Genomic DNA, 22227 nt, shown 5'->3' with positions numbered 1-22227 from the left:
ACCCGGGCATGGCGACGCTTCCGGGTGTGCCGGTTCGTCCGGGCATGCCGACCCGAGCCCCTCCTCGACTCGACCCCCGGCGAGGAGTGGCCGTAGAGTGACGTGCCGTCCGGCACCACATCCGCCGGGGCGTCGTCAGGCAGAGGAGCCGCACATGAGGAGTCCAGTCCAGAACCGCGACCGCTCCCACCGGCTCATCGACCTCATCGGCCGCCACGACAAGCCGGCTACCGCCGAGGAGCCCGAGGCCTCCACGGTGAAGGTGGTACGTCTGCGGCACGGCGAGGTGCACGGAACCGCAACGGCCGGACCGGACGCCTCCGGCGGGGTGGTCGAGGACGCCCTGGCCTACGCCAATGGCGACCCCGAGCGTCTGGTCGTGCTGGACTACGACTGCCCCAGCCCCCAGCAGATCCGACACCTCGCCAGAGCATGGCACCTCCACCCGGTGCTGGTGGAAGACCTCCTCAAGGCGGGCCAGCGTCCCAAGATGGAGCGCTACCCGGAGGTGCTCTTCGTGGTGGCGCGAATGGCGACCTATGTCGATGAGATCGAGGACGTCCAGGTCACCGAGTACCACCTGGTCACCCACCACAATGTGGTGGCGATCCTGCGGCAGGACGGCCACAACCCCGCCACCGACAGGGCCGAGCGCCTCTCCCAGAATGTCGAGCTGACGAAGCTCGGGGCCGACGCCGTCCTCTACTCCTTCCTGGACCTGGTGGTCGACGGGTATCTGCAGGTGCTGCGCGAGCTCGGCGTCGACCGGGAGCAGATCGAGAGGCAGGTCTTCGCCGGGGACCCGAAGGTCACCGAGCGGATCTACCGGCTCAGCCGCGAGATCATCGATCTCCAGCAGTCCTGCGTCCCCCTGGCCGAGGTGATCCAGGATCTGCGCGCCGGCTTCGCCAAGTACCGCACCCTCGACTCGTTGAGGGCCTACCTGCAGGACGTCTCCGACCACCTGTCTCGGGTCAACACCAGGGTGGAGGACCTGCGTTCCGGGATGGGTCAGATCCTCGACGTCAACTCGATCCTGGTGACCCAGCAGCAGAACGAGGACATGAAGAAGATCTCCGGCTGGGCGGCCATCGGACTGGCGCCCACGGTGATCGGCGCGATCTACGGGATGAACTTCGACGTCATGCCCGAGTTGCACTGGGCGCTGGGATACCCGTTCTCACTGGCGCTGATGCTCACCGCCGGAGTCCTGCTGTGGGTGATCTTCAAGCGCAAGCACTGGATGTGAGTCCACGCCGGGCCGGGCGAGGATGTGGCGGCTGATCCACTGCGAGGTGAGGGAGCCGCCCTTGGTGACATTGAGGGTGACATCGGCCTTGAGCTGGTTGCCGGAGATCGTCGCCCGGCACAGTGCCCTCAGGCCCCGCTCGGAACAGGCTCTCAGCACCGCCTCGAAATGAGCGCCACTGGCGGATGTCAGTTCCCCCACCGGACGGCCATCGATACGCACCCCGACGATCTGCTTGAGAGTGCGCGCCGTCTGTCTGGTGAACAGGTACAGCTCGGCGACCTTGATCACCTCGTGCTCGTCACCCAGCATCGCCACCAGCTCGTCCAGATGTTCCTCCTCACCGGTCACCTGAACCGTCGAACCCGGAGGCAGCAGCACGTGCGGGTCCTCGATCTGCGCGCCTGGGGGGAGAATCTGATCGACCTCCGGCAGCCAGATGCGCACCCGCACACTGGGGCGATCCCCGGTCCCCACCCGTACCGAGACCTTCACCCGCAGTGAGTGCCCGCCGGCAGCCAGGTCCTCGAGCACCTGCCGGTGGCTGATCTCGTGTGCGGCGGCCAGCCAGCCGATCTGCCGGTCATCGATGAAGACTCCGATCCGGCCCTGACCAGTCGGGAAGATCTCGGCATCGAGCCCGCTGAGGGTCCGTCCCGAGGTCCCCGAGGGAGGTCGGCCGTCGGGATAGAGAGCGCTCAGCTCGGTGAGGAAGAAGTCGCAGCGGACGGCGTCCACTGTCGTGGTGGCCGACCCCCAGGCCTCGACCGGGACCGGCACCGGGAAGGCGCGCGCCGGGCCGGCGGGCAGTTCCGGGGTGGCCGGAGAGAAGTCGTAGGGCAGCACCACCCGACCCTCGTGGCGTCCGGTGAGCTCGCCCTCCACCAGCAGCCGCGCGAGCCTGCGCCTCCTCAGCTCGGCATTGATCTTCCGCGCTGCAGCACCCTCGAGGACGCCGATCCGCTGGCCCCTGGCGAGCACCACCACCGGCGAGCCGCCGAAGGATCTGGTGCTGGATCCGACCAGCTCGAACCGTCGAGTGTCGGCCAACTCGGAGGGTATCGGCGCCCAGGACAACCCGCCGATCGGCACAACGACGCCTCCGCGGCGTCGGGTGACGCCCGGGACCTGGGTCCAGTCCAACCGGGAGCGACGCCTGATACCAGGGCCACCCCACCAGATGCAGACGACGATGCAGACCGCCAAGAACACCATGTAGAGCATCGCCACTCCTCCCACTGGGTCTCACGGCCTTGTCGTCGGCCCATCGCTGGCCTCGGGATCCTTCGCCGGCTCAGGGTATCGCCAGCCCCCGTCAATACCCGGGCTTCGATGTCATCGCGCCTGCTCGCGCCGCCCTCTTCTGACCCTGGCCCCAGAGCCGCGGTCGGGGCCCATTGGAGTCACCCACCTCAACCCTCTCGAGGTCCTCGAGAAGACCTCTGGGACGCCCAGCGGTGGGGCTTTCACTCGCCCAAGGAGCCTCTCCGCACTCACCAACGCCCGGAACGCCGTTCCGCGAGTGAAATGCTCACCCCAGCCCGATGCCCAAGGCTCTTCCAGCAGGTCCAGCCGAATGGAGACGTGGGACACCTCCCCTGGCGCTTGCCACCCGACACCGCCCCAGACACGGGGCTCAGTTGGAGTCTTCTCCCCCACCTCGATCCTCGCGAGGTCCTCGAGAAGACCTCCGAGACGCCCAGCGGTGAAACTTTCACTCACCAAAGGGACTCCTCCGCGCTCACCAGCGCCCAGAACGCCGTTCCGCGAGTGAAATGTTCACCCCGGCCCGGATCTCCCACGACATCACACGACCTCAACAGATGTCACGGGAGTGACGCGGCGACCAGAGAGCGACCAGAAGCCTCAGCGTTCCACCATCACCCGTGGCCAGAGACGCATTGTGGGGACGAGCCACCCTGTAAGCCGGGTTCTGTACTCCCGAAGGAGCGGTGATCATCCATCTGTGAGTGCCGTTGCCGACACCCTCCAGCCGAATGGCTGCGCAGCCTACCCGGACGCTCGGGCGGGCAGCCCTCGAACGCGTCCGCGACCTCTCGGTCTTCTTGGCCTTGCTCCAGGTGGGGTTTGCCCTGCCGTCACCGTCACCGATGACGCGGTGGTCTCTTGCACCGCCGTTTCACCCTTACCGGTCCGAGGACCGGCGGTCTGTTCTCTGTGGCACTGTCCCGCGGGTCGCCCCGGGTGGGTGTTACCCACCACCATGCCCTCTGGAGCCCGGACTTTCCTCGACAGCAATGGCTGCCGCGATCACCCGGGTGGCTCGTCCAGCGGCCAACTCTACAACCCGGAGTCGGCCGTCCGCACCAGAATCCGGTCGCACTCCTCGCAGCGCAGTACCTCGTCCTCGCCGGCCGACGCGAACCGTCGCAGATCGGCGGCATTGATCGTGATCCCGCAGGACTCGCACACCCCGCGGTGGAGTCGGCCGGCACCCTGACCGGTCCGGGTGCGCAGGGTCTCGTAGAGCTTGAGCAGGTCGGCGGGAATCCCGGCCGCCTGGGCACGACGCTGCTCGGTGAGCTGCTTGAGCTGGCGGTCGATCTCTGCGAACTGGTCATCGCGGGACTTCAGCACCCCGCGGATGTGGTCGTCGAGGGTCAGCCTGCGCCGATCGGCCTCCTCGTGGACCTTCTGGGCGTCCTCGAGACGCTGCATGGCCTCCAGCTCAGTGTCCTCCAGGTCCGAGATCCGGCGTTTGAGGTGCTCGATCTCATCGGTGAGACCGACCAGGGCCTTGTGGTCTGACAACAGGCCGTCGTCGACGGTCTTCTGGTTGCGCTCAAGACGGGCCCGGGCAGGTTGCAGGTCGTGCTCAACCTGGGCCTCCTCCTCCTGGGCATCGGAGACCTCGGTGGCCAGTCGGACGACCTCCTCGGCGAGATCGCGTCGCTGGACCGCGAGCTGGGACAGTTCGGCCAGCTCGGGAAGAGTCTTGCGGCGGTGTGCGGCCTGGGCCAGGAGACGATCGGTCTCGGCGACGTCGAGCAGTCGCCACTGCTCCTGCGGTGTGGCTTTCACAGGATTCTGTGCCTCCTACTGAACGGGCGGTGGCGGCTCCACCGTCCACGAACGGGTCCGGCTCAGCCTAGTCGCTCGGCCCCTGTCCCGATGGCGCCACCGGTCTCCCCCGACCCCCGACCCCCCGTCTCGCACCGGGGATGACCCACGCACCACGGCGGGGAAATATCGGTCGTCGGCCCGGCGGAATGCACCGCCCGAAAAGCCGCGGGCACCGCCCCTGGGCATTGTTACAGCTGAATCACAGCGGTGGACAGAAACAGAATCGCCAGTCAGAACAATTATTCTCCTGGCAACGGGCCGGCACCAGAACGCGACCCCATCACCGTTTCGGAACCCTTCGGGACGGAGCTGAGGGAAGGACATCCCCATGTCAGCGACACCCACCACCCGATCGGTCGTCGGCGGTACCGGCCCGACCGGTCAGGCCGACTCCTCCCATGACCTTCGCCCGCAGCTGCGCCTCCACTCGGTGCTGGCCTTCGGGCTGGCCTACCTGGCGCCGATCATCGTGCTGGGCACCTTCGGGGTCATCTCCGACAAGTCCCACGGCGGCACCGCCGGGTCTTACCTCATCGCCCTGGTCGCGATGCTGCTCACCGCGGCGAGCTACGGCCGACTGTCCCGGGAGATCCCGATGGCCGGATCGGCCTACACCTACGTCCGTCGGATGGTCAGCAACCATCTGGGCTTCCTTGTGGGCTGGGGATCCCTGCTCGACTACGTCTTCATCCCGATGGTGATCTGGCTGATCGGCGCCTCCTACCTCAACGCGGCCTTCCCGGCGGTGCCCGACTGGACCTGGATCCTCATCTTCATCGTCTCCACCACCACCCTGAACATCCTCGGCATCAAGGTGGCCGACAAGGCCAACCTGGTGCTGCTGGCGATCGAGATCCTGGTGATCGCGCTGTTCACCGTGTTCGCGGTCTACGCGGTCCTCCACCACGGACGCAGCCTGATCAGCCTGACCCCCTTCACGGGGACCCCGTTCAACGTTCTCGCGCTGTCGGCGGGCGCCGCCACCGCCGCCTACTCCTTCCTCGGGTTCGACGCGGTCACCACGCTCACCGAGGAGACGGTCGATGCCCGGCGCACGATCCCCAAGGCCATCATGCTGACGGCCCTGGTGGGCGGCGGAATCTTCGTCGTGTCGATTTACTTCACCGAGCTCGTCCATCCCCTGGTGGCGGTCGTCGACATCGACTCGGCCGCCTTCGAGATCGCCAAGAGCATCGGCGGCGCGTTCCTGTCGGCGGTCTTCCTGACCGGCCTCATCGTCGGACAGTTCGCCTCCGGGATCGCCGCCCAGGCCTCCGCCTCCCGCCTGATGTTCGCGATGGGTCGCGACGGCGTCCTGCCCAAGCGGTTCTTCGGCGTGGTCTCCAAGCGAACCGGCACCCCGCGCAACGCCATCCTGGTGGTCGCGGTGGTCGGCCTCATCGGCTGCCTGCTCGACGTCAGCACCTCCACCTCGTTCATCAACTTCGGGGCCTTCATCGCCTTCGGGATGGTCAACGTCGCGGCCATCGCGCTGTCGCGCAAGCACGCCTCCGAGGCCCATGGCCCCGGACGCCTGGTCGGCTATGTGCTGCCCGCCCTCGGCGTGCTCGTCGTGTTCTACCTGCTCACCCAGCTCGACACCCCTGCCCTCGTGGTGGGAGGCTCCTGGCTCGTGATCGGAATCGGCGTGCTCACCTGGCTGACCCGCGGGTTCCACCGTCCCCCGCCCGAGATGGGCGACGCTGCGTGACGCAGCGCCACGAGCTGACGGCTCTGGGCGTCCAGGGGGTTCCCGTTCCTATCGGGACTCCTCTGGACGTTTTTGAACGGTCCTGCCGCGACCTCCTGGACCGGCATCCGGGAACCGGGATGCTGGTGTGGCCCGAACTCCACCTGTTCGCCGACGGGGTCCCCGATCGGGCCCGGGAGGCCCGGCTGCGCGCTGCGGCCCAGCCTCTGGACGGCCCCCTCATCGCCGGTCTGGCCGCCATCTCGCGGCGTCTCGGCATCTGGCTCATTCCGGGCAGCGTCTGCGAACGGGGCCCCGAGGGCGCCCTGTTCAACACCTCGGTCGTACTCTCCCCCGATGGCGATCTCACCGCCAGCTACCGCAAGATCTTCCCCTGGCGGCCCACCGAGCCGTACACCCCGGGGGATCGGTTGTGCGTCTTCGACATCGAGGGGGTCGGCCGCCTCGGGCTGTGCATCTGCTTCGACTCGTGGTTCCCCGAGATCTCGCGGAATCTGGCCTGGTTGGGCGCCGAGACGATCATCAACCCGGTGAAGACGACGACCCCCGACCGGCCTCAGGAGATGGTGATCGCCCGGGCCAACGCGATCACCCAGCAGGTCAACTTCCTCACCGTCAATGTCGCCGGACCGGTCGGGGTCGGCGTCTCGGCGCTGTTCGGACCCCAGGGGGAGCGGATCAGCGGGATCAACGACGACCGGCCCGGATCCTTCGAGGCGGTGCTCTCCTCGGACCGGGTGCACCGCACCCGCCGCGAGGGCACCGCCGGGGTGACCCGGCCGTGGGACTTCTTCCGCCCGGGCGACTCCCCGGTGGACCTGCCGGCCTACCGGGGGACGATCGACCCGGCGTCCTGGAACCGAATCTGATTCCTGGACGCCGGGCCGATGGAGTGGCTCCGGCGGGTTGCCGCCGGTGTGTCGGGACCGGTCAGCGGGAGGCTGCGGCCACGAACAGGTCGAGCGCCTCGTCGAGCAGATCTGCCGGAATGGTGAGAGAGGGCAGGAACCGCACGCAGTTGCCGTAGATCCCGCAGGTGAGGACGATGACCCCCTCGTGGAGCAGCTCAGAGGCCACCTGACCGGCGCGGGCCGCATCGGGCTCCTTGGTGCCGGGCTTGACGAACTCGACGGCCATCATGGCCCCGCGCCCGCGCACGTCCCCGACCGAACCCGATCCGACCAGCGGACCGACCTTGCTGCGGATCGCGGACTCGATGGCGCGAGCGCGAGCGGGCAGGTCCCACTCCTTCATGGTCTCGATGGCACCGAGGCTGGCAGCGCACGAGATCGGGTTGCCGCCATAGGTGCCGCCGAGGCCGCCGGCCTGAGCGCTGTCCATGATCTCGGCCCGGCCCGTCACGGCCGCCAGCGGGAGCCCACCGCCGAGCGCCTTGGCGGTGGTGATGAGGTCGGGCTCCACGCCCTCGTACTCGCAGGCGAACCACTTACCGGAACGGCAGAAGCCGCACTGGATCTCGTCGAGGATGAAGACGATCCCGTGCTCGTGGCACCATGCCTGCAGGGTCGGCAGGTAGCCCTCCGCCGGGACGATGAATCCGCCCTCGCCCTGAATCGGCTCCTGCAGCAGACAGGCGAGATGATCGGCGCCGACCGTCGTCTCGAGGTAGTCGATGGCGCGCTGGGCGGCCTGCTCACCGGTGATCGGCTCGGGCTCGCGGAACGGGTTGCTGCTCGGGAAGTGGTAGATCTCCGGGGCGAAGGGCCCGAATCCCACCTTGTAGGGCATCGCCTTGGTGGTGAGTGCCATGGTGAGGTTGGTCCGGCCGTGGAAGGCGTTCTCGGCGACCGCGACGGCGGCCCTGCCGGTCGCGTGACGGGCGATCTTGATGGCGTTCTCAACGGCCTCGGCACCCGAGTTCACCAGCACCGTCTTCTTGGCGAAGGTTCCGGGGGTGAGCTCGGCCAGCTGCTCGCAGACCGCCACATAGCCCTCGTAGGGGGTGGTGGCGAAGCTCGAGTGGGTGAAGTTGGCCACCGCCTCCTGGACGTTGTGGACGACGTGCGGGGCCGAGGCTCCGACGCTGGTCACGGCGATGCCGGCGCCGAGGTCGATGACCGAGTTGCCGTCGGCGTCGACCAGGACGCCGCCGTCGGCCTGCGCGACGTAGAACGGGGACGATGACGAGACACCCTTGGCAACCACGGCATCGCGCCGAGCCGCGAGCTCCTTGGACCGGGGACCGGGGAGCGCGGTGACCAGCCGACGCTCCTGGGCGAGGTGATAAATCGGATCGGCCATGAAAAGAACTTCCTCTGCCATCGAACGATGGGTGTCGGGATGCGACACCCCTGTTTGAATAATTGCACGACTCACATCCTTCCGGGCCACCACCTCAGCCAATGAAACGCCAGCGCTGAATTGTGACATTTCTGACATTTCTTGGGGGTTCGTCGAGACGCCGCGACTAGAATCGGCAGCGGCGGCCGACCGGCCGCCCTCACCATTCCGACCCTGAGGCGGGGACATATGACAGAGGTCCAGTCGACGACCAACAGCTCTTCGACGGGAGACCGGCACACCGAGGAGGACGCCGCCGCACAGCTGGCGGTGGCCGAGGAGCAGAAGCTGCCCAAGCGGCAGACCCCCTTCTCCCAGGCATTCGTCGACTTCATCCCGACCGGATGGGCCCCCTACGACACCGCTCCCGAGCAGCAGCTCGACTCGGTGCCCTCGGCCACCGCGCACCGCGATGCCCTGGCCGCTCGCTTCCCCGGGGAGCGCCTGGTGATCCCGGCGGGCACCCTGGTGCGCCGCAACAACGACTGCGACTACCCGTTCCGGCCCAACAGCGCCTTCGCCTACTACACCGGGCTGGGCACCGACCGGGAGCCCAATGCGGTGCTCATCGTCGACGGCTCCGTCGAGAGCCGCGACGTCCTCTACTTCAAGCCGCGCGCCCCTCGCACCGACCGTGAGTTCTACGCCGACCCGACCTATGGGGAGATGTGGGTCGGCAAGCGGGAGTCGCTGGCTGAGATGTCGGCGATGACCGGCCTGGAGTGCCACGACATCTCCCGCCTCCAGGAGGCCGTCTCGGCGTCCGACCCGCAGGTCAGGGTGATCCGCGATGCCGACCCGGGAATCACCGAGACGGTGGACTCGCTGCGCTCGACCGGTTCCGAGGAGGCCGACCAGGAGCTCTACGAGGCCACCTCGGCGGCCCGGTTCTGCAAGGACCAGTGGGAGATCGGACAGCTGCGCCAGGCCTGCCGCAAGTCCAAGGTCGGGTTCGAGGCGATGATCGAGCAGATTCCGGCGGCCGTGGCGAACGGCCGCGGAGAGCGCTGGCTGGAGGGAACCTTCAACCTGCACGCCCGTCACCTCGGCAACAACGTCGGGTACGGCTCCATCTGCGCCGCCGGCGACAACGCCAACACCCTGCACTGGATGCGCAATGACGGGGACCTGAGGCCCGGGGAGCTGGTCCTCATCGACGCCGGGATCGAGGTAGACTCGCTCTACACCGCCGACATCACCCGCACCCTGCCGGTCTCAGGCCGGTTCTCGCCGGCCCAGCGGAAGGTCTACCAGGCGGTTCTGGAGGCTCAGGACGCCGCAGCGGCGGTGGCCCGGGTCGGCCACGACCACCGGGAGATCCATCAGGCGGCGATCCGGGTGATCTGCGAGTACCTCGCCGAGTGGGGGATCCTGCCGGTGTCGGTCGATGAGGCGCTGTCCCCCGAGGGCGGCCAGTTCCGCCGCTGGATGGTGCACGGCACCAGCCACCACCTCGGCTTGGACGTCCACGACTGCTCGGAGGCTGCCCGCAAGGACTACTCCGGACCGCTGAAAGTGGGCATGACGGTCTCCGACGAGCCCGGCATCTACTTCAAGAAGAGTGATCTCCTGGTGCCCGAGGAGTTCCGCGGTATCGGGATCCGGATCGAGGACGACATCCTCATCACCGACGGCGACTGCGAGTGGCTGTCGAAGGACACCCCCCGCCAGATCGACGAGGTCGAGGACTGGATGGCCGAGATCTGGGGTCGCAGCACCAAGTAGTGGCGAGGGCCGGGGGGTTGCCAGGGGGTCGCCCCCCGGCCCCTCACCCCATCCAACGGGCCGGCGCGGCGGACCCCAGCCACCCACCGAGCCCCCGCCCGGGGGTTGCCAGGGGGTCGCCCCCCGGCCTCAGTCAGACAGCATCGCGCATGGTGCCGGTCATCACGAGGTTGAGGATCAGCACGGTGCCCACCGCGTGCACCACGGCCAGCCCGTCGTTGGCTCCGGCAGCGGCGATGACCACCCCGACCACCAGCACCATGACGACGAGGGCGGCCAGCAGCAGGTCCCAGAGGGTGACCCGGTGACGCAGCCGCATCACGACCAGGCCGATGGTGAGCAGCTCCCCGACGGCCATCACCGCCTGCTGGACGACCCATCCGGCCAGCGGGGCGTCCCCGACGCCGCGGACGAACAGCGCCCACCCCATGCACCGGGTCAGGGAGCTGCTGCCGGCCACCAGCACGGCGCCGACATGGGCCGCCATCAGAGTCACGACGGCCGCCACTCCCCATCTCACCCGCGGCCGCCACGTCCAGCCGGCTCCGGGATGGCGGGTGACGAACCAGGCGCGCCACATCGCACCCATCGCGATCAGGGCGGCGAGCAGGTCCAGGGAGGCCTCGACGCTGTTGATACCCCACTTGATGGTCATCATCCCGAACACCCCGGAGGTCAGCGCCCCCAGCAGGGCGATGACCGGGAGCACCACGAGCGCCCGGTTGCGACGTCGGTGGGCCACGCCGGCGAGCACCGAGGCGACCGCGAACAGCCCGATGCTGCTGGAGATCACCCGGTGGATGAACTCGACCACCGGCTGGGTGTGGGCGCTGGGGGTGAGCTTCCCGACGTAGCAGCCCGGCCAGTTGGGACACGACGCGCTGGCGTCGGTCGCGCACACCGTCGAACCCAGCGCCAGGGTGATGGTGATGAGCACCGCGGTGGCGGCGAAGAGCACCTGCATCCAGCGCGGTGCCGGTTCTGTCGGACTCCCGGGGATGCTCGACGGGCGGCCGTTTCCGGATGTCTTCGCGTGTGCCATGGGTCTTTCCTCGCCGGCGGACAGGTCCCTGGCATCCTTGCATCCGCCCGCCATCGCCCCGCCGCCGGGGGTCCGGCGAACCTCTCGGCGGGGTCCGGCTCAGCCCTCAAGCGCCTGAATCAGGTTCGGCTCCCGGCAGCGGGGGTCGGGCTCAGCCCTCGAAGGCCCGGGCCCGGAACTCGGGCATCGCGTTGACGATCTCGCGGGCCTTCGCGGCGACCTTGTGCTCGGCGAGCACCTCGTAGTGGGTGGCCACCACCTGCTGGACGGAGTCGAAGTCGCGCCGGCCGCCGGTCATCGAGTAGCCGATCGCCGCGGTGATGATTCCGATCACCACACCGATCAGCAGACCGGTGATGAGCATGGTGAGGAAGTTCCCGGAGGATCCGGTGAAGAAGGCCAGCATCAGGCCGACGAGCAGGCCGGTGCCCAGTCCGGAGACCGCCCCCTGCCCGAGCACGCTCCCCCAGGTCTTGCGCCCGGTGACCCGCTCGACGGTGCGCAGATCGGTGCCGACGATGCACAGGTTCTCGACCGGGAACTCCTGGTCGGAGAGGTGGTCGACGATCTTCTGCGCGGTCTGGTAGTCGTCGACGACGATGACCGACTGCGGGTAGTCGAGCTGTAGAAGGGACGCCGGAACGTGCTGCCCAGCCATGATGGACCTCCTGAGGTGGTGACACCTCCACTCTACGAAGCACCGTGGGCGCTGGAAACCACGGCGCCCGCCGCGAACCACCCCGCTCATCGCGATCCACCCTCTCCTCGGGAACCACAGTGCCTCCCCCACTCGGCCACCGGGTGCCTGGCCGCGGGGCGCGTGTCGCCGATTCTCCGCGACTTGTAGATTGAGCGGGTGAGCAGGTCGTCCGCAGTATTCATCTCCCGGTTGCGGGGTCTTCCCGTGCTCGACGCCGCCGGTGACCAGGTGGGGAAGGTCCGAGACGTCGTCATCCAGCTGCGTACCCAGGGCCGAGCACCCCGAGTGCGCGGACTGGTGGTGGAGCTCTTCGCGCGACGCAAGATCTTCGTGCCGATGCCCCGGGTCCATGCCATCGACGTCAACCAGGTGATGATCGCCGGCACCGTCGACACCCGGGTCTTCTCCCGGCGCGAGGCCGAGACCCTGGTCGTCGATGACCTGTTCGACCGCACCTTCACCCGGGACGGCTCCCCGGTGAACATCTTCGACGTGGCGATGAGATCGGTGCGCACCCACGACTGGGAGATCTCCCAGGTGGCGGTGACCCCGGCCGGCGGCCACAACCGGTTCACCTCGCTGCGCAAGAAGGCTCTGTCGACGATCATCGTCGACTGGGACGAGGTGCCCGCCCTGGTGATGATGGGACGTCAGTCCACCGAGCGGACCGTCGCCGAGATGCAGGACATGAAACCCGCCGATGTTGCACGGGAGCTCCACGACATGTCGCCGAGACGCCGTGCCGAGGTCGCCAAGGCCCTCGACGACGACCAGCTGGCCGACGCCATCGAGGAACTCCCCGAGGACGAGCAGGTGTCCCTCATCCTCATCCTGGATCCGGAACGGGCCGCCGACATCCTCGAGGAGATGGACCCCGACGACGCCGCCGACCTCGTCCAGGATCTTCCCGACAACCTGGCCGAGAGACTGCTGGCCAGGATGCGCCCCGAGGACGCCGAGGACGTCCGCAACCTGCTGGTCTACGACGACTTCACCGCCGGCGCCATGATGACCCCCGAACCGGTCATTCTCGGCCCCGACGCCACCGTCGCCGACGCCCTGGCGAAAGTCCGCAGTGAGGACATCACCCCGGCCCTGGCCTCGATGGTCTTCGTCTGCCGGCCTCCCCTGGACACCCCGTCGGGGCGCTACCTGGGAGTGGTCCACGTCCAGCGGCTGTTACGGGAACCGCCGTCGACGATGGTCTCCCTGCTGCTGGACACCGACCTTCAGCCGCTGGCCACCGACACCCCGGTGGGCGCCATCAGCCGGTACTTCGCGACCTACAACCTGGTGGTCGCCCCGGTGGTCAACTCCGGCAGGGAGCTGGTCGGGGCGGTCACCGTCGATGATCTTCTGGACCACCTGCTGCCGGCCGACTGGCGCGGCGACCAGATGGATGGACAGCTGGCAGGAGTGAGACGTGGCTGATCACGAGCGCGACCGGGAGCGGACCCGCGACGACATGCGGCTGGACCTGCCCGGCCCCCGCACCGGACGCCGGATGCCGCGGGTCCAGCTGGACTCCGAGACCTTCGGGCGGTTCGCCGAGTCGGTGGCCCGGTTCATGGGCACCGCCAAGTTCATCGTCTACATGACGATCATCGTGATCGTCTGGGTGACCTGGAACCTGGTGGCCATCTTCCGGCTGCGCTGGGACCCCTACCCGTTCATCCTGCTCAACCTGTTCTTCTCCACCCAGGCCTCCTACTCGGCACCGCTCATCCTGCTCGCCCAGAACCGGCAGGAGGACCGTGACCGGATGTCGATGGCCGAGGACCGTCGGGTCACCGTCCAGAGCCGCTCCGACATGGACTTCCTGGCCCGCGAGGTGGCGGCGATCCGGATGCAGATGGGCGACCTGGCGACCCGCGACTACATCCGTTCCGAGATGCGCGACGAGCTGCAGGACCACCTGCGGGAGGAACTCAAGGCGGCCCTCGCCGACCTTGATGGGAACCCGGAGGATGAGGACTCCGAGCAGGCCGCCAGCACACCCGAGCGGCACGACTGAGACGGCCGGTCCGGGGGCGTTCCGCCAAGGGCGGAACTCCCGTCCTCCGGCGGTCAGCTGCGACGGTGTGTAGTGCACACCTGTGGCAACGACTTGCCGGGCCATTCTGCGGCATGTAGACAGAACACATGAGCACCGAGAATCCCCTGGTCCCGCTCATCCGCGAGGCGCTGGCCTCCGTGGTTGATCCGGAGATCAGGCGTCCCATCACCGATCTCAACATGGTCGATGAGATCACCGTCGACGAGTCCGGACGCGCCTTCGTGCGAGTCCTGCTGACCGTGTCGGGATGTCCCCTCAAGACCGAGCTGCGGGAGAGCGTCACCGAGGCCGTCCAGGGCATCGAGGGAGTCTCCGGTGTGCACGTCGAGCTCGGCACGATGTCCGACGAGCAGCGCGACGCCCTCAAGGTGCAGCTGCGCAACGGCGTCCCGGAGCGGGTCATCCCCTTCGCCGAGCCGGGCAACATGACCAAGATCATCGCGGTGGCCTCCGGCAAGGGCGGCGTCGGCAAGTCCTCGGTAACCGTCAATCTCGCCCTGGCGCTGGCCGCCCGCGGTCGCAACGTGGGGCTGCTGGACGCCGACATCTACGGCCACTCCATCCCCGACATGCTCGGCGTCGGCGAGGCACGTCCCACCCCGCTGGACGACCTCCTGCTGCCGGTGCCGGCCCTCGGCATCAAGACCATCAGCGTGGGGATGCTCAAGCCGAACCGCTCCGATGTCATCGCCTGGCGCGGACCGATCCTGGACCGGGCCCTCACCCAGCTGCTGGCCGACGTCCACTGGGGCGATCTGGACTACCTGCTCATCGACCTTCCGCCGGGCACCGGAGACATCGCGATGAGCCTGGGCCAGAAGCTCCCGAATGCCGACGTACTGGTCGTCACCACCCCGCAGCCGGCGGCCTCCGAGGTCGCCGAGCGGGCCGGCACGATGGCCGGCATCATGCAGCAGCAGGTGATCGGGGTGGTGGAGAACATGTCCTGGCTCGAGACGGTCTGCCCGCACTGCGGCAAGAGCCACCGGGTCACCCTGTTCGGCGAGGGAGGCGGCCGCGCCGCCGCCAACGCGCTGTCCAAGCGGCTGGGCACCGAGGTGCCGCTGCTCGGCCAGATTCCGCTGGACCAGCAGGTGCGGGTCGGCGGGGACGACGGTGACCCGATCGTCCTGTCCCACCCCGAGTCCCCGGCAGCCCAGGCCCTCACCGAGCTGGCCGAGGGTCTCGACTCCCGTCCGCGCGGACTGGCCGGAATGCACCTGGGGGTCACCCCGGTCGCCAACTGAGCACGCACCAGGCTGACACGGTTCGGCCCCGCCACGATGATCGTGGCGGGGCCGAACCGCATTCACGGCCTGCTGGCAGGCGCTGTGTTCACGACGTTGCTTCAGCCGATGCCGTGCTCGGGAGTCCGTGGGTGGGGGACCCTGTCAGGTCGCCTCGGAGTCGAAGGGGACCGGCACCGATCCCAGGGCCACCGTCCTGGCCGCCGGCTCATTGGCCGAGCTTGGGGACTGCGGCGCATCGGCGGTCGCGGTCTGGAAGTCGTTGATGCTGGAGTCCAGGTCGTTGCGAACCCCCTCCAGGTCGGCCTTGATCCCGTTGATGTCGTCCTGGAAGTCGTCCATGACGTACTTGCGGACGAAGGTCTTCGGGTTGAGGTCGGTGATCTGGAGGTCGGCGTACTTGGGGCCCAGATCCTCACGCAGCTGGTCGCGCGTGGAGTTGGCGATGTTCTTGAGGAAGTGGAAGACCCGGGCGGCCTTGCGGGCCATGTCCGGCACCTTGTCGGGTCCGAACATGACGACGCCGATGAGAATGAGGAACGCAAGTTCGGTCGGACTCATCATGGACATGGTGTCAGGATAGTCCGTCGGGACGGTCCGGCCGCTCCCCGATCAGCATCGGGGCGCCTGTCTCACAGCCCGGCGGCGTCCAGGACTGCGGCGAAGGTCTCCGCCTGGGACCGGGTTGCCGGGACCAGCGGTGCGCGAACGCCCCCGACCCCGAACCCCTGGTGGGCGAGCCCGGCCTTGACCATCACGACCCCCTGGGCGGCGAAGACGCCGGTGAGGACGGGCAGGATCTGCCGGTAGACGGCGAGACCTTCCTCCCTGCGCCCGGCCAGGTAGTGGTCGACCAGCTGGTGCATCGACCGTCCGGTGAAATGGGTGGAGGTGCCGATCACGCCGACGGCACCGAGTGACAGCAGAGCCGGGGTGATGGCGTCGTCCCCCGAGTAGTAGGACAGGTCGGTGGCGGCCATCACCTGGGCGGACTCGACCACCTTGCCCTTGGCGTCCTTGACGGCCACGATGCGGGGGTGCTCGGCGAGTCTGATGAAGGTCTCCGGGGCGATCGCGGTGCCGGTGCGCCCGGGAATGTCGTAGAGCATCACGGGCAGGTCGGTGGCATCGGCCACCGTGGTGAAGTGGCCCACCAGGCCGTCCTGGGAGGGCTTGGAGTAGTACGGGGTGACGACCAGCAGGCCGTCCGCCCCGGCCTGCTCGGCCTGCCGGGCCAGTGCCACGGTGTGTCGGGTGTCATTGGTCCCGACCCCGGCGATCACCTGGGCACGGTCCCCCACCGCCTGCCGCACGGCGCGGACCAGGGCGGACTTCTCCTCGTCGGTGGTCGTCGGCGACTCGCCGGTGGTGCCGTTGACGAGCAGCGAGTCATTGCCCTGCACGTCGACGAGCCGGGTTGCCAGCTCCGCGGCACGGTCGAGATCCACCTCCCCATCGGGGCTCATCGGAGTCACCATGGCCGTCAACACACGGCCAAAGATGGGATCGGACATGACGTGCCTCCTGGTTGGCAATGGACACGGCTCCTCGGCCGCCGACCATGTTGTCGACCACCATCGTAACGAGGGCTGCACCGGCTACGCTGGGGGCCGTGAGCGAAGCAATCGAGTTCCCGACCGGTCCGGATCGGCGATCCTGGGAGTACGCCGACGGTTTTGTCGCCGTCTCGGAGCCGGTGGAGGCTGCCCACGAGGCGGCCGGTGAGGCCGGCTGGACGCCGGTCGGCAACGGCACGGCCACCTTTCTCACCTTCCTCGCCCGGTCGATCGATGCCCACGCGGTCGTGGAGATCGGCACCGACGCGGGTGTCACCGGACTGTCCCTGCTCGAGGGGATGTCCGAGCACGGAGTGCTCACCAGCATTGATGTGGAGGCCGATCGTCAGGACGCCGCGCGCCGGTGCTTCCAGCGCGCCGGGTTCCGCTCCAACCGGTTCCGGCTCATCTCGGGGGTGCCGCTGAGCGTCCTGCCGAAGCTGCGGGACGGCGCCTACGACCTGGTGCTGGTCAACGGGGATCGCCTGGAGTACGTGGAGTACGTCTCCCAGGCCCTGAGACTGCTGCGCCACGGCGGGATCGTCGTGGTCAATGACGCGCTGGCCGGAAGTGCGGTCGCCGACCCGGACAATGAGGACGACGAGACCCTCATCATCCGCGAGGCCCTGGACTTCGTCGCCGACTCCGAGGAGTTCCTGCCGGTCCTCCTGCCGGTCGGCGAGGGGCTCCTGCTGGCCGCCAAGGCGTGAGGCTGCTGGGGGTACTCTGAGCCGCGGCGCGCGGAGCACCGCCGCAACCGGCTGAAGGAGCACCCACGCAGATGTCCAGCAACGGAGTCGACAACCCCGAGAAGTGGCGTCGCGGCACAGCCATCGAGATGATCGTCTCCGGGGCGATCGGACTGGTGGCCTCCTTCGTGCTGTCCATCGAGGCGTGGAAGCTGGCGAAGAACCCGCACGCGATCTTCACCTGCGACGTCAACTCCGTGCTGTCCTGCTCCACGGTGGCGCTCACCTGGCAGGCCCGGGTGCTCGGTTTCCCCAACGCCTTTCTGGGGATCATGTTCGAGGCCGTGGTGCTCACCATCTCGGTGGCGACCCTGGCCGGCGTGCGCTTCCCCCGCTGGTTCATGCTGTGCGTCGAGGGGGTCTACTGCATCGCCCTGCTGTTCGCCTGGTGGCTCTTCCTACAGTCCTACTTCGTGATCGGGGCGCTGTGTCCGTGGTGCCTGCTGATCACCATCACCACCACTCTGGTGTGGGCCGGACTCACCCGGATCAACATCCATGACGGGTCGATCCGGGTCCGCGACGGGGTGCGCGAGTTCGTCAACTACAACACCGACTGGTGGGTCACCGGGCTCGTCATCCTGGTGATCCTGGCGATGGTCGCGATCGAACTCATCCCCGCCCTGATCTAGGCGGGGACTCCCCCCGCTACGAGGGGGTGCAGGGGGAGTCGCCTCCCCCGCCCCTGACAACAGCGCAGGTGGCCAGCGCGACGTACGCCGACCACCCGCAGAGCCCCCGCTACGAGGGGGTGCAGGGGAGTCGCCTCCCCCGCCTCGAACACTCAGTACGGAACGGTCACACCCTTGCCGACGACGGTCACCCCGGCCGGTGAGACGGTGAATCCACGGGCCCGGTCGTGCTCATGGTTGACGCCGACCTGGGCGCCGTCGGGGACCACGACGTTCTTGTCGAGGATGGCCCGGTGCACGGTGGCATTGGCGCCGATCCGGACATTGTTCATGAGGATCGACTCATCGACCCGGGCCCACCTCTCGACCCGGCTGCGGGGTCCCAGAACGGTCCGGTAGATGTCGGTTCCCGAGATGATGCAGCCGGCCGAGACGAGACTGTCGTCGCAGGTTCCGCGCATCACGAACTTGGCACCGGGGGCCTGCACCTGACTGGTCCAGATCGGCCACTCGGTGTTGTACAGGTTGAACTCCGGCTCCACCGAGACCAGGTCCATGTGGGCCTCGTGGTAGGCGTCGATGGTCCCGACGTCGCGCCAGTAGTCGGCGTCCTTCTCGGTGGCTCCGGGGACCTGGTTGTCCTTGAAGTCGTAGACTTGGGCGTCACCGGCATTGACGAACCGCGGAATGATGTCGCCGCCCATGTCGTGGCGGGCGTCGGGAGCGTTCGAGTCGTCGTAGAGGGCCTGGACCAGGGAGTCCCGGCTGAAGATGTAGTTGCCCATCGAGGCGAATGACTCGTCGGGAGAGTCGGGAAGGCCGGGCGGGTCGGCGGGCTTCTCGAGGAACTCCTTGATCTTGTGGTCCTCGCCGGCGTCGATGATGCCGAATGCCGACGCATCCTTGCGCGGCACCCGGATGCCCGCGACGGTGCATCCCATCCTGGAGTCGATGTGGGCCTCGAGCATCTGCTCGACATCCATCCGGTAGATGTTGTCGGCCCCGAAGACGACGACATAGTCGGGGTCCTCGTCATTGATGAGGTTCAGAGACTGGAAGATCGCGTCGGCGCTGCCCTGGAACCAGCGCGGCCCCAGACGCTGCTGGGCGGGCACCGGGGTCACGTAGTTGCCGAGCATCGTGCTCATCCGCCACGCGATCGAGATGTGACGGTCCAGCGAGTGCGACTTGTACTGGGTCAGCACCGCCGTCTTGGTGAGGTCGGAGTTCGCGAGATTGCTCAACACGAAATCGATCAGTCGGTAAGTCCCGCCGAAGGGGACTGCGGGCTTGGCGCGGTCCATGGTCAGGGGCATGAGGCGCTTGCCCTCACCACCGGCCAGGACGATGGACAGCACCTTCGGACGCGTCATTGCCATGGCCTGAACTTATTCCCCGAAACAGGCGTTGACAACCGGAATGGTGAAACTGACGCCATCCGTTCACAATGTGTCGCAGCAGCCCCCGGACCGCAAAGACATGTGGGACGATCTGGGCATGCTCGTCTCCATCCTGACCCGTGAGTACCCACCGACCATCTACGGCGGAGCGGGGGTCCACGTCGCCCAGCTCGTGCCCCAGCTGCGCAAGTTCATCGACGTCGACGTGCAGTGCATGGGCGAACCCCGCGAAGGTGCGACCGCCCACCCCGAGACCTTCCCCGAGGGAGCCAATCCGGCGCTGCGGGTCTTCGGCGCCGACCTGTCGATGACCGCCGCCGTCCCCGAGGACGTCGAGCTGGTCCACTCCCACACCTGGTACGCCAACTTGGCGGGGCTGCTGAGCAGCGTCTACCACGACATCCCGCACGTCATCAGCGCCCACTCCCTGGAGCCCGACCGGCCGTGGAAGGCCGAGCAGCTGGGCGGCGGGTACCGACTGTCCTCCTGGGCGGAGCGCACCGCCTATGACGCCGCCGACGCCATCATCGCCGTGAGCTCCGGGATGCGCCGCGACGTGCTGGCCGCCTATCCCGAGCTCGACCCGGACAAGGTGCACGTGGTGCGCAACGGCGTCGACACCGACGAGTTCCACCCGGTCACCGAGACCGACGTGCCCGAGCAGATCGGGATGGACCCGAACTCCCCCTCAGTCGTCTTCGTGGGCCGGATCACCCGCCAGAAGGGGCTGATCCACCTGGTGCGCGCGGCCGCCGACCTCGATCCCGACATCCAGCTCGTGCTGCTCGCCGGTGCCCCGGACACTCCCGAGGTCGCAGCGGAGTTCCACGAGGCCTTCGCGAGGGTGCAGAAGTCGCGCCGCGCGCCGGTCATCTGGATCCAGGAGATGCTCCCCCGCGCCAGCGTCCGTCAGGTCCTCTCGGCGGCCACCGTCTTCGCCTGCCCCTCGGTCTACGAGCCCCTGGGCATCGTGAACCTGGAGGCGATGGCCTGCGGCACCCCGGTGGTCGCCTCGGCCGTCGGAGGGATCCCCGAGGTCGTGGTGGACGGAGAGACCGGATTCCTGGTCCCCGGCGTCCCGACCGACGAGTCGACTCCCGAGCAGGTGGCCACATTCGAGCACGCCTTCGCCGAGCGGCTCAACGAGCTGGTGGCCGATCCCGCCAGGGCGAAGGCCTTCGGGGCTGCGGGCAGGCAGCGCTGCATCGACGAGTTCGACTGGGAGCGGATCGCCGAGCAGACCGTCGACGTCTACAAGGCGGCCATCGCGCGACACGACTCCTGAGAGACGGACAGAAGACAGACAGAAGCAGCGGGGGTCACAACCAAGTTCGGTTGTGACCCCCGACTGCCGGAGTACTGGTTTCCGCGCGGCGGAAAGCAGATCAGCCGACGACGTCCTTCAGGCAGGCGAACAGCTCGCTGGCCTCATCTGAGCTGAGCTCGACCACCAGGCGACCGCCGCCGTCGACCGGCACGCGCATGACGATGCCGCGCCCCTCCTTCGTGACCTCCATAGGACCGTCGCCGGTACGCGGCTTCATAGCTGCCATGTCACTCATCCTCGCTCACTGGTCAGTGGTAACACCCCTATTATTCCGTATTCGTCCCGGTTCCGCTGACCGGCGGGGGCTGGTCGTCGCCCGGGGCCCGGGACTGCGGGCTCTCCTCGGACTCCCCACGCCGTGCCGCAGCGCGGTCGGCGGGGAGTTCGTCGGGCATCTGCATCTCGACCGCCATCCGTGCCAGCAGGGCATCCACCTGGGCCATCGAGTACCCCCGGGCGACGACGTCGAAGCGCACCGCACGCAGGTCGTCGGGGGTCAACCGGTCGGCCGGCAGGTCGGGGGCGGGCCGGTCGTCGACCACCGCCGGCACGGCGCCGAACCGCCCCGAGGAGGCCATCACGGCGGCGCCGATGATGACGATGACGACCGCGCACAACACCCACACCATCACCGACTCCTCACGATCACGTGGTTGACGACCTGCTGGAGATCATCGCTGCAGATGAACATCTTCAGATCGTCAGGGGAGATATTGCCCTCGGCGAGGGTGGACTGGCGCACCCACTCCCACAGGCCGCGCCAGTAGTCACGGCCGACCAGGGCGACCTGGGCATGGGTCTTCTTGCCGGTCTGGGCCAGGGTCAGGCTCTCGAACAGCTCGTCGAAGGTGCCGTAGCCGCCGGGCATCACGATGAATCCCTGGGCGTACTTCACGAACATCATCTTGCGCACGAAGAAGTAGCGGAAGTTGATCCCCAGATTCACCCACCGGTTGAGGGAGGACTCGAAGGGAAGCTCGATCCCCAGTCCCACCGAGACCCCGCCGGCCTCGGCGGCACCGCGGTTGGCGGCCTCCATGGTGCCCGGTCCACCGCCGGTGATCACCGCCATCCCGCGCTCGGCGCACATCCTGCCCAGTTGGCGGGCGGCCTCGTACATCGGGTGGTCGGCCGGGGTCCGGGCCGACCCGAAGATGGTCACCGCCGGTCCCAGGCCGGCGAGAGTGTCGAAACCCTCGACGAACTCGCTCTGGATGCGTTGGACCCGCCACGGGTCGGTGTGCACCCAGGCCGCGTCGGCACCGCCGTCCAGCAGGGCCTGGTCGGTGGTCGTGGGACGCACATAGGGTCCCCGTCGAATCACCGGCCCCAGCACCTGACGATCCTCGCCGGGCCTGGGGCGTCCCCAGTCGCTCTCGAATGTCCGCGAGACGCCGTCCTCCACCGTGCTCTCGCCGATCCGGTCGTGCCCGGTCTCACCGGTCTCG

At 68.2% G+C, this 22227-nt stretch carries 21 protein-coding genes and 1 other RNA gene; 10 read left to right on the top strand and 12 right to left on the bottom strand.

The window, feature by feature from the left end; genetic code table 11:
• Nucleotides 1-154 precede the first annotated feature (154 nt).
• A complete protein-coding gene (locus H590_RS0105370) occupies nucleotides 155-1249 on the top strand; it encodes a magnesium and cobalt transport protein CorA (protein WP_028702762.1) in 1095 nt (364 codons plus the stop codon).
• Here H590_RS0105370 and H590_RS0105365 read toward each other — a convergent pair.
• The 3 genes from H590_RS0105365 to H590_RS0105360 all read right to left on the bottom strand — a co-directional run bounded on the left by H590_RS0105365 (nucleotide 1181) and on the right by H590_RS0105360 (nucleotide 4291).
• Entirely contained in the window at nucleotides 1181-2473 is a 1293-nt protein-coding gene (locus tag H590_RS0105365; RefSeq protein ID WP_028702761.1) for a hypothetical protein, read from the bottom strand. The two genes, H590_RS0105370 and H590_RS0105365, sit on opposite strands and share 69 nt — an antisense overlap.
• 682 nt (nucleotides 2474-3155) lie before the next feature.
• An RNA gene (gene rnpB, locus H590_RS17215) (RNase P RNA component class A) lies at nucleotides 3156-3536 on the bottom strand.
• A 14-nt stretch (nucleotides 3537-3550) separates the two neighbouring features.
• Nucleotides 3551-4291 carry a zinc ribbon domain-containing protein gene (locus H590_RS0105360; protein ID WP_028702760.1) on the bottom strand — a complete coding sequence of 247 codons (741 nt, stop codon included), beginning with the start codon at nucleotides 4289-4291 and terminating at the stop codon, nucleotides 3551-3553.
• Between the two features lie 370 nt (nucleotides 4292-4661).
• Between H590_RS0105360 and H590_RS15035 the strand changes: the two genes are divergently transcribed.
• Complete coding sequence (locus H590_RS15035) at nucleotides 4662-6044, top strand: APC family permease (protein WP_084149289.1); 1383 nt, start codon at nucleotides 4662-4664, stop codon at nucleotides 6042-6044.
• Complete coding sequence (locus H590_RS0105350) at nucleotides 6041-6913, top strand: carbon-nitrogen hydrolase family protein (protein WP_028702759.1); 873 nt, start codon at nucleotides 6041-6043, stop codon at nucleotides 6911-6913. Before H590_RS15035 ends, H590_RS0105350 begins: the two co-directional genes overlap by 4 nt.
• Nucleotides 6914-6974: 61 nt before the next feature.
• Here the strand turns inward: H590_RS0105350 and gabT are convergent, their stop codons facing one another.
• Nucleotides 6975-8306: a 4-aminobutyrate--2-oxoglutarate transaminase gene (gene gabT / locus H590_RS0105345; protein WP_028702758.1), complete on the bottom strand. Its 1332-nt coding sequence runs from the start codon at nucleotides 8304-8306 to the stop codon at nucleotides 6975-6977.
• A gap of 228 nt (nucleotides 8307-8534) precedes the next feature.
• Between gabT and H590_RS15030 the strand changes: the two genes are divergently transcribed.
• A complete protein-coding gene (locus H590_RS15030) occupies nucleotides 8535-10070 on the top strand; it encodes an aminopeptidase P family protein (protein WP_051238202.1) in 1536 nt (511 codons plus the stop codon).
• A 133-nt stretch (nucleotides 10071-10203) separates the two neighbouring features.
• Here H590_RS15030 and H590_RS17830 read toward each other — a convergent pair whose 3' ends face one another.
• Both H590_RS17830 and H590_RS0105330 read right to left on the bottom strand, forming a co-directional pair.
• Complete coding sequence (locus H590_RS17830) at nucleotides 10204-11034, bottom strand: COX15/CtaA family protein (protein ID WP_084149287.1); 831 nt, start codon at nucleotides 11032-11034, stop codon at nucleotides 10204-10206.
• 229 nt (nucleotides 11035-11263) lie between these two features.
• Nucleotides 11264-11770, bottom strand: a complete 507-nt coding sequence (locus H590_RS0105330) for a YflT domain-containing protein (RefSeq protein ID WP_028702756.1) — start codon at nucleotides 11768-11770, stop codon at nucleotides 11264-11266.
• Nucleotides 11771-11968: 198 nt separating this feature from the next.
• On the opposite strand from H590_RS0105330, the gene H590_RS0105325 reads away from it, so the two are divergent.
• From H590_RS0105325 to H590_RS0105315, 3 genes are all read left to right on the top strand, one after another.
• Entirely contained in the window at nucleotides 11969-13243 is a 1275-nt protein-coding gene (locus H590_RS0105325; RefSeq protein ID WP_051238201.1) for a magnesium transporter MgtE N-terminal domain-containing protein, read from the top strand.
• Nucleotides 13244-13277: 34 nt separating this feature from the next.
• A complete protein-coding gene (locus tag H590_RS15020; RefSeq protein ID WP_097799897.1) occupies nucleotides 13278-13826 on the top strand; it encodes a DUF1003 domain-containing protein in 549 nt (182 codons plus the stop codon).
• Nucleotides 13827-13954: 128 nt separating this feature from the next.
• A complete protein-coding gene (locus H590_RS0105315) occupies nucleotides 13955-15115 on the top strand; it encodes an Mrp/NBP35 family ATP-binding protein (protein WP_028702754.1) in 1161 nt (386 codons plus the stop codon).
• 144 nt (nucleotides 15116-15259) lie between these two features.
• Here the strand turns inward: H590_RS0105315 and H590_RS0105310 are convergent, their stop codons facing one another.
• Together H590_RS0105310 and dapA are read right to left on the bottom strand one after the other, a co-directional pair.
• On the bottom strand, nucleotides 15260-15685 hold the full coding sequence (locus H590_RS0105310; RefSeq protein WP_028702753.1) for a Sec-independent protein translocase subunit TatB: 426 nt from the start codon (nucleotides 15683-15685) through the stop codon (nucleotides 15260-15262).
• Nucleotides 15686-15747: 62 nt separating this feature from the next.
• Nucleotides 15748-16629 carry a 4-hydroxy-tetrahydrodipicolinate synthase gene (gene dapA / locus H590_RS0105305; RefSeq protein ID WP_028702752.1) on the bottom strand — a complete coding sequence of 294 codons (882 nt, stop codon included), beginning with the start codon at nucleotides 16627-16629 and terminating at the stop codon, nucleotides 15748-15750.
• An 89-nt stretch (nucleotides 16630-16718) separates the two neighbouring features.
• Here dapA and H590_RS0105300 point away from each other — a divergent pair, with 89 nt between their 5' ends.
• Nucleotides 16719-17381: an O-methyltransferase gene (locus H590_RS0105300; RefSeq protein ID WP_414973646.1), complete on the top strand. Its 663-nt coding sequence runs from the start codon at nucleotides 16719-16721 to the stop codon at nucleotides 17379-17381.
• 71 nt (nucleotides 17382-17452) lie between these two features.
• Nucleotides 17453-18052 carry a vitamin K epoxide reductase family protein gene (locus H590_RS0105295; protein ID WP_028702750.1) on the top strand — a complete coding sequence of 200 codons (600 nt, stop codon included), beginning with the start codon at nucleotides 17453-17455 and terminating at the stop codon, nucleotides 18050-18052.
• A gap of 152 nt (nucleotides 18053-18204) precedes the next feature.
• On the opposite strand, the gene glgC is transcribed toward H590_RS0105295, so the two are convergent.
• Nucleotides 18205-19431 (bottom strand): glucose-1-phosphate adenylyltransferase, encoded by a 1227-nt coding sequence (gene glgC, locus H590_RS0105290; RefSeq protein ID WP_028702749.1) that lies wholly within the window; start codon nucleotides 19429-19431, stop codon nucleotides 18205-18207.
• 118 nt (nucleotides 19432-19549) lie between these two features.
• On the opposite strand from glgC, the gene glgA reads away from it, so the two are divergent.
• The gene (glgA, locus tag H590_RS0105285) at nucleotides 19550-20737 is read left to right on the top strand and encodes a glycogen synthase (RefSeq protein ID WP_028702748.1); all 1188 of its coding nucleotides are present in this window, start codon (nucleotides 19550-19552) and stop codon (nucleotides 20735-20737) included.
• Nucleotides 20738-20837: 100 nt separating this feature from the next.
• Here the strand turns inward: glgA and H590_RS17610 are convergent, their stop codons facing one another.
• The 3 genes from H590_RS17610 to H590_RS0105270 are packed head-to-tail and all read right to left on the bottom strand — an operon-like array spanning nucleotide 20838 to nucleotide 22115.
• On the bottom strand, nucleotides 20838-21005 hold the full coding sequence (locus H590_RS17610; protein WP_071161704.1) for a DUF3117 domain-containing protein: 168 nt from the start codon (nucleotides 21003-21005) through the stop codon (nucleotides 20838-20840).
• Nucleotides 21006-21045: 40 nt separating this feature from the next.
• Nucleotides 21046-21408 carry a DivIVA domain-containing protein gene (locus tag H590_RS19345; protein WP_071161703.1) on the bottom strand — a complete coding sequence of 121 codons (363 nt, stop codon included), beginning with the start codon at nucleotides 21406-21408 and terminating at the stop codon, nucleotides 21046-21048.
• Nucleotides 21408-22115, bottom strand: coding sequence for an LOG family protein (locus H590_RS0105270; protein WP_051238218.1), 708 nt, complete (start codon nucleotides 22113-22115; stop codon nucleotides 21408-21410). The genes H590_RS19345 and H590_RS0105270 overlap by 1 nt, the downstream gene beginning before the upstream one ends.
• Nucleotides 22116-22227 lie beyond the last annotated feature (112 nt).

This window comes from Acidipropionibacterium jensenii DSM 20535 (assembly GCF_000425285.1).
Lineage (GTDB): Bacteria > Actinomycetota > Actinomycetes > Propionibacteriales > Propionibacteriaceae > Acidipropionibacterium > Acidipropionibacterium jensenii.
This window is presented reverse-complemented; position numbering and strand designations above follow the sequence as displayed.

What these genes read in the sequence shown, in the direction of transcription:
- H590_RS0105370 (WP_028702762.1), top strand. Translation starts at nt 155, where the DNA reads ATGAGGAGTCCAGTCCAGAACCGCGACCGCTCCCACCGGCTCATCGAC.
- H590_RS0105365 (WP_028702761.1), bottom strand. Translation starts at nt 2,473, where the DNA reads ATGCTCTACATGGTGTTCTTGGCGGTCTGCATCGTCGTCTGCATCTGG.
- H590_RS15035 (WP_084149289.1), top strand. Translation starts at nt 4,662, where the DNA reads ATGTCAGCGACACCCACCACCCGATCGGTCGTCGGCGGTACCGGCCCG.
- gabT (WP_028702758.1), bottom strand. Translation starts at nt 8,306, where the DNA reads ATGGCCGATCCGATTTATCACCTCGCCCAGGAGCGTCGGCTGGTCACC.
- H590_RS15030 (WP_051238202.1), top strand. Translation starts at nt 8,535, where the DNA reads ATGACAGAGGTCCAGTCGACGACCAACAGCTCTTCGACGGGAGACCGG.
- H590_RS17830 (WP_084149287.1), bottom strand. Translation starts at nt 11,034, where the DNA reads ATGCAGGTGCTCTTCGCCGCCACCGCGGTGCTCATCACCATCACCCTG.
- H590_RS0105330 (WP_028702756.1), bottom strand. Translation starts at nt 11,770, where the DNA reads ATGGCTGGGCAGCACGTTCCGGCGTCCCTTCTACAGCTCGACTACCCG.
- H590_RS15020 (WP_097799897.1), top strand. Translation starts at nt 13,278, where the DNA reads ATGCGGCTGGACCTGCCCGGCCCCCGCACCGGACGCCGGATGCCGCGG.
- H590_RS0105315 (WP_028702754.1), top strand. Translation starts at nt 13,955, where the DNA reads ATGAGCACCGAGAATCCCCTGGTCCCGCTCATCCGCGAGGCGCTGGCC.
- H590_RS0105310 (WP_028702753.1), bottom strand. Translation starts at nt 15,685, where the DNA reads ATGTCCATGATGAGTCCGACCGAACTTGCGTTCCTCATTCTCATCGGC.
- dapA (WP_028702752.1), bottom strand. Translation starts at nt 16,629, where the DNA reads ATGTCCGATCCCATCTTTGGCCGTGTGTTGACGGCCATGGTGACTCCG.
- H590_RS0105295 (WP_028702750.1), top strand. Translation starts at nt 17,453, where the DNA reads ATGTCCAGCAACGGAGTCGACAACCCCGAGAAGTGGCGTCGCGGCACA.
- glgC (WP_028702749.1), bottom strand. Translation starts at nt 19,431, where the DNA reads ATGGCAATGACGCGTCCGAAGGTGCTGTCCATCGTCCTGGCCGGTGGT.
- glgA (WP_028702748.1), top strand. Translation starts at nt 19,550, where the DNA reads ATGCTCGTCTCCATCCTGACCCGTGAGTACCCACCGACCATCTACGGC.
- H590_RS17610 (WP_071161704.1), bottom strand. Translation starts at nt 21,005, where the DNA reads ATGGCAGCTATGAAGCCGCGTACCGGCGACGGTCCTATGGAGGTCACG.
- H590_RS19345 (WP_071161703.1), bottom strand. Translation starts at nt 21,408, where the DNA reads ATGGTGTGGGTGTTGTGCGCGGTCGTCATCGTCATCATCGGCGCCGCC.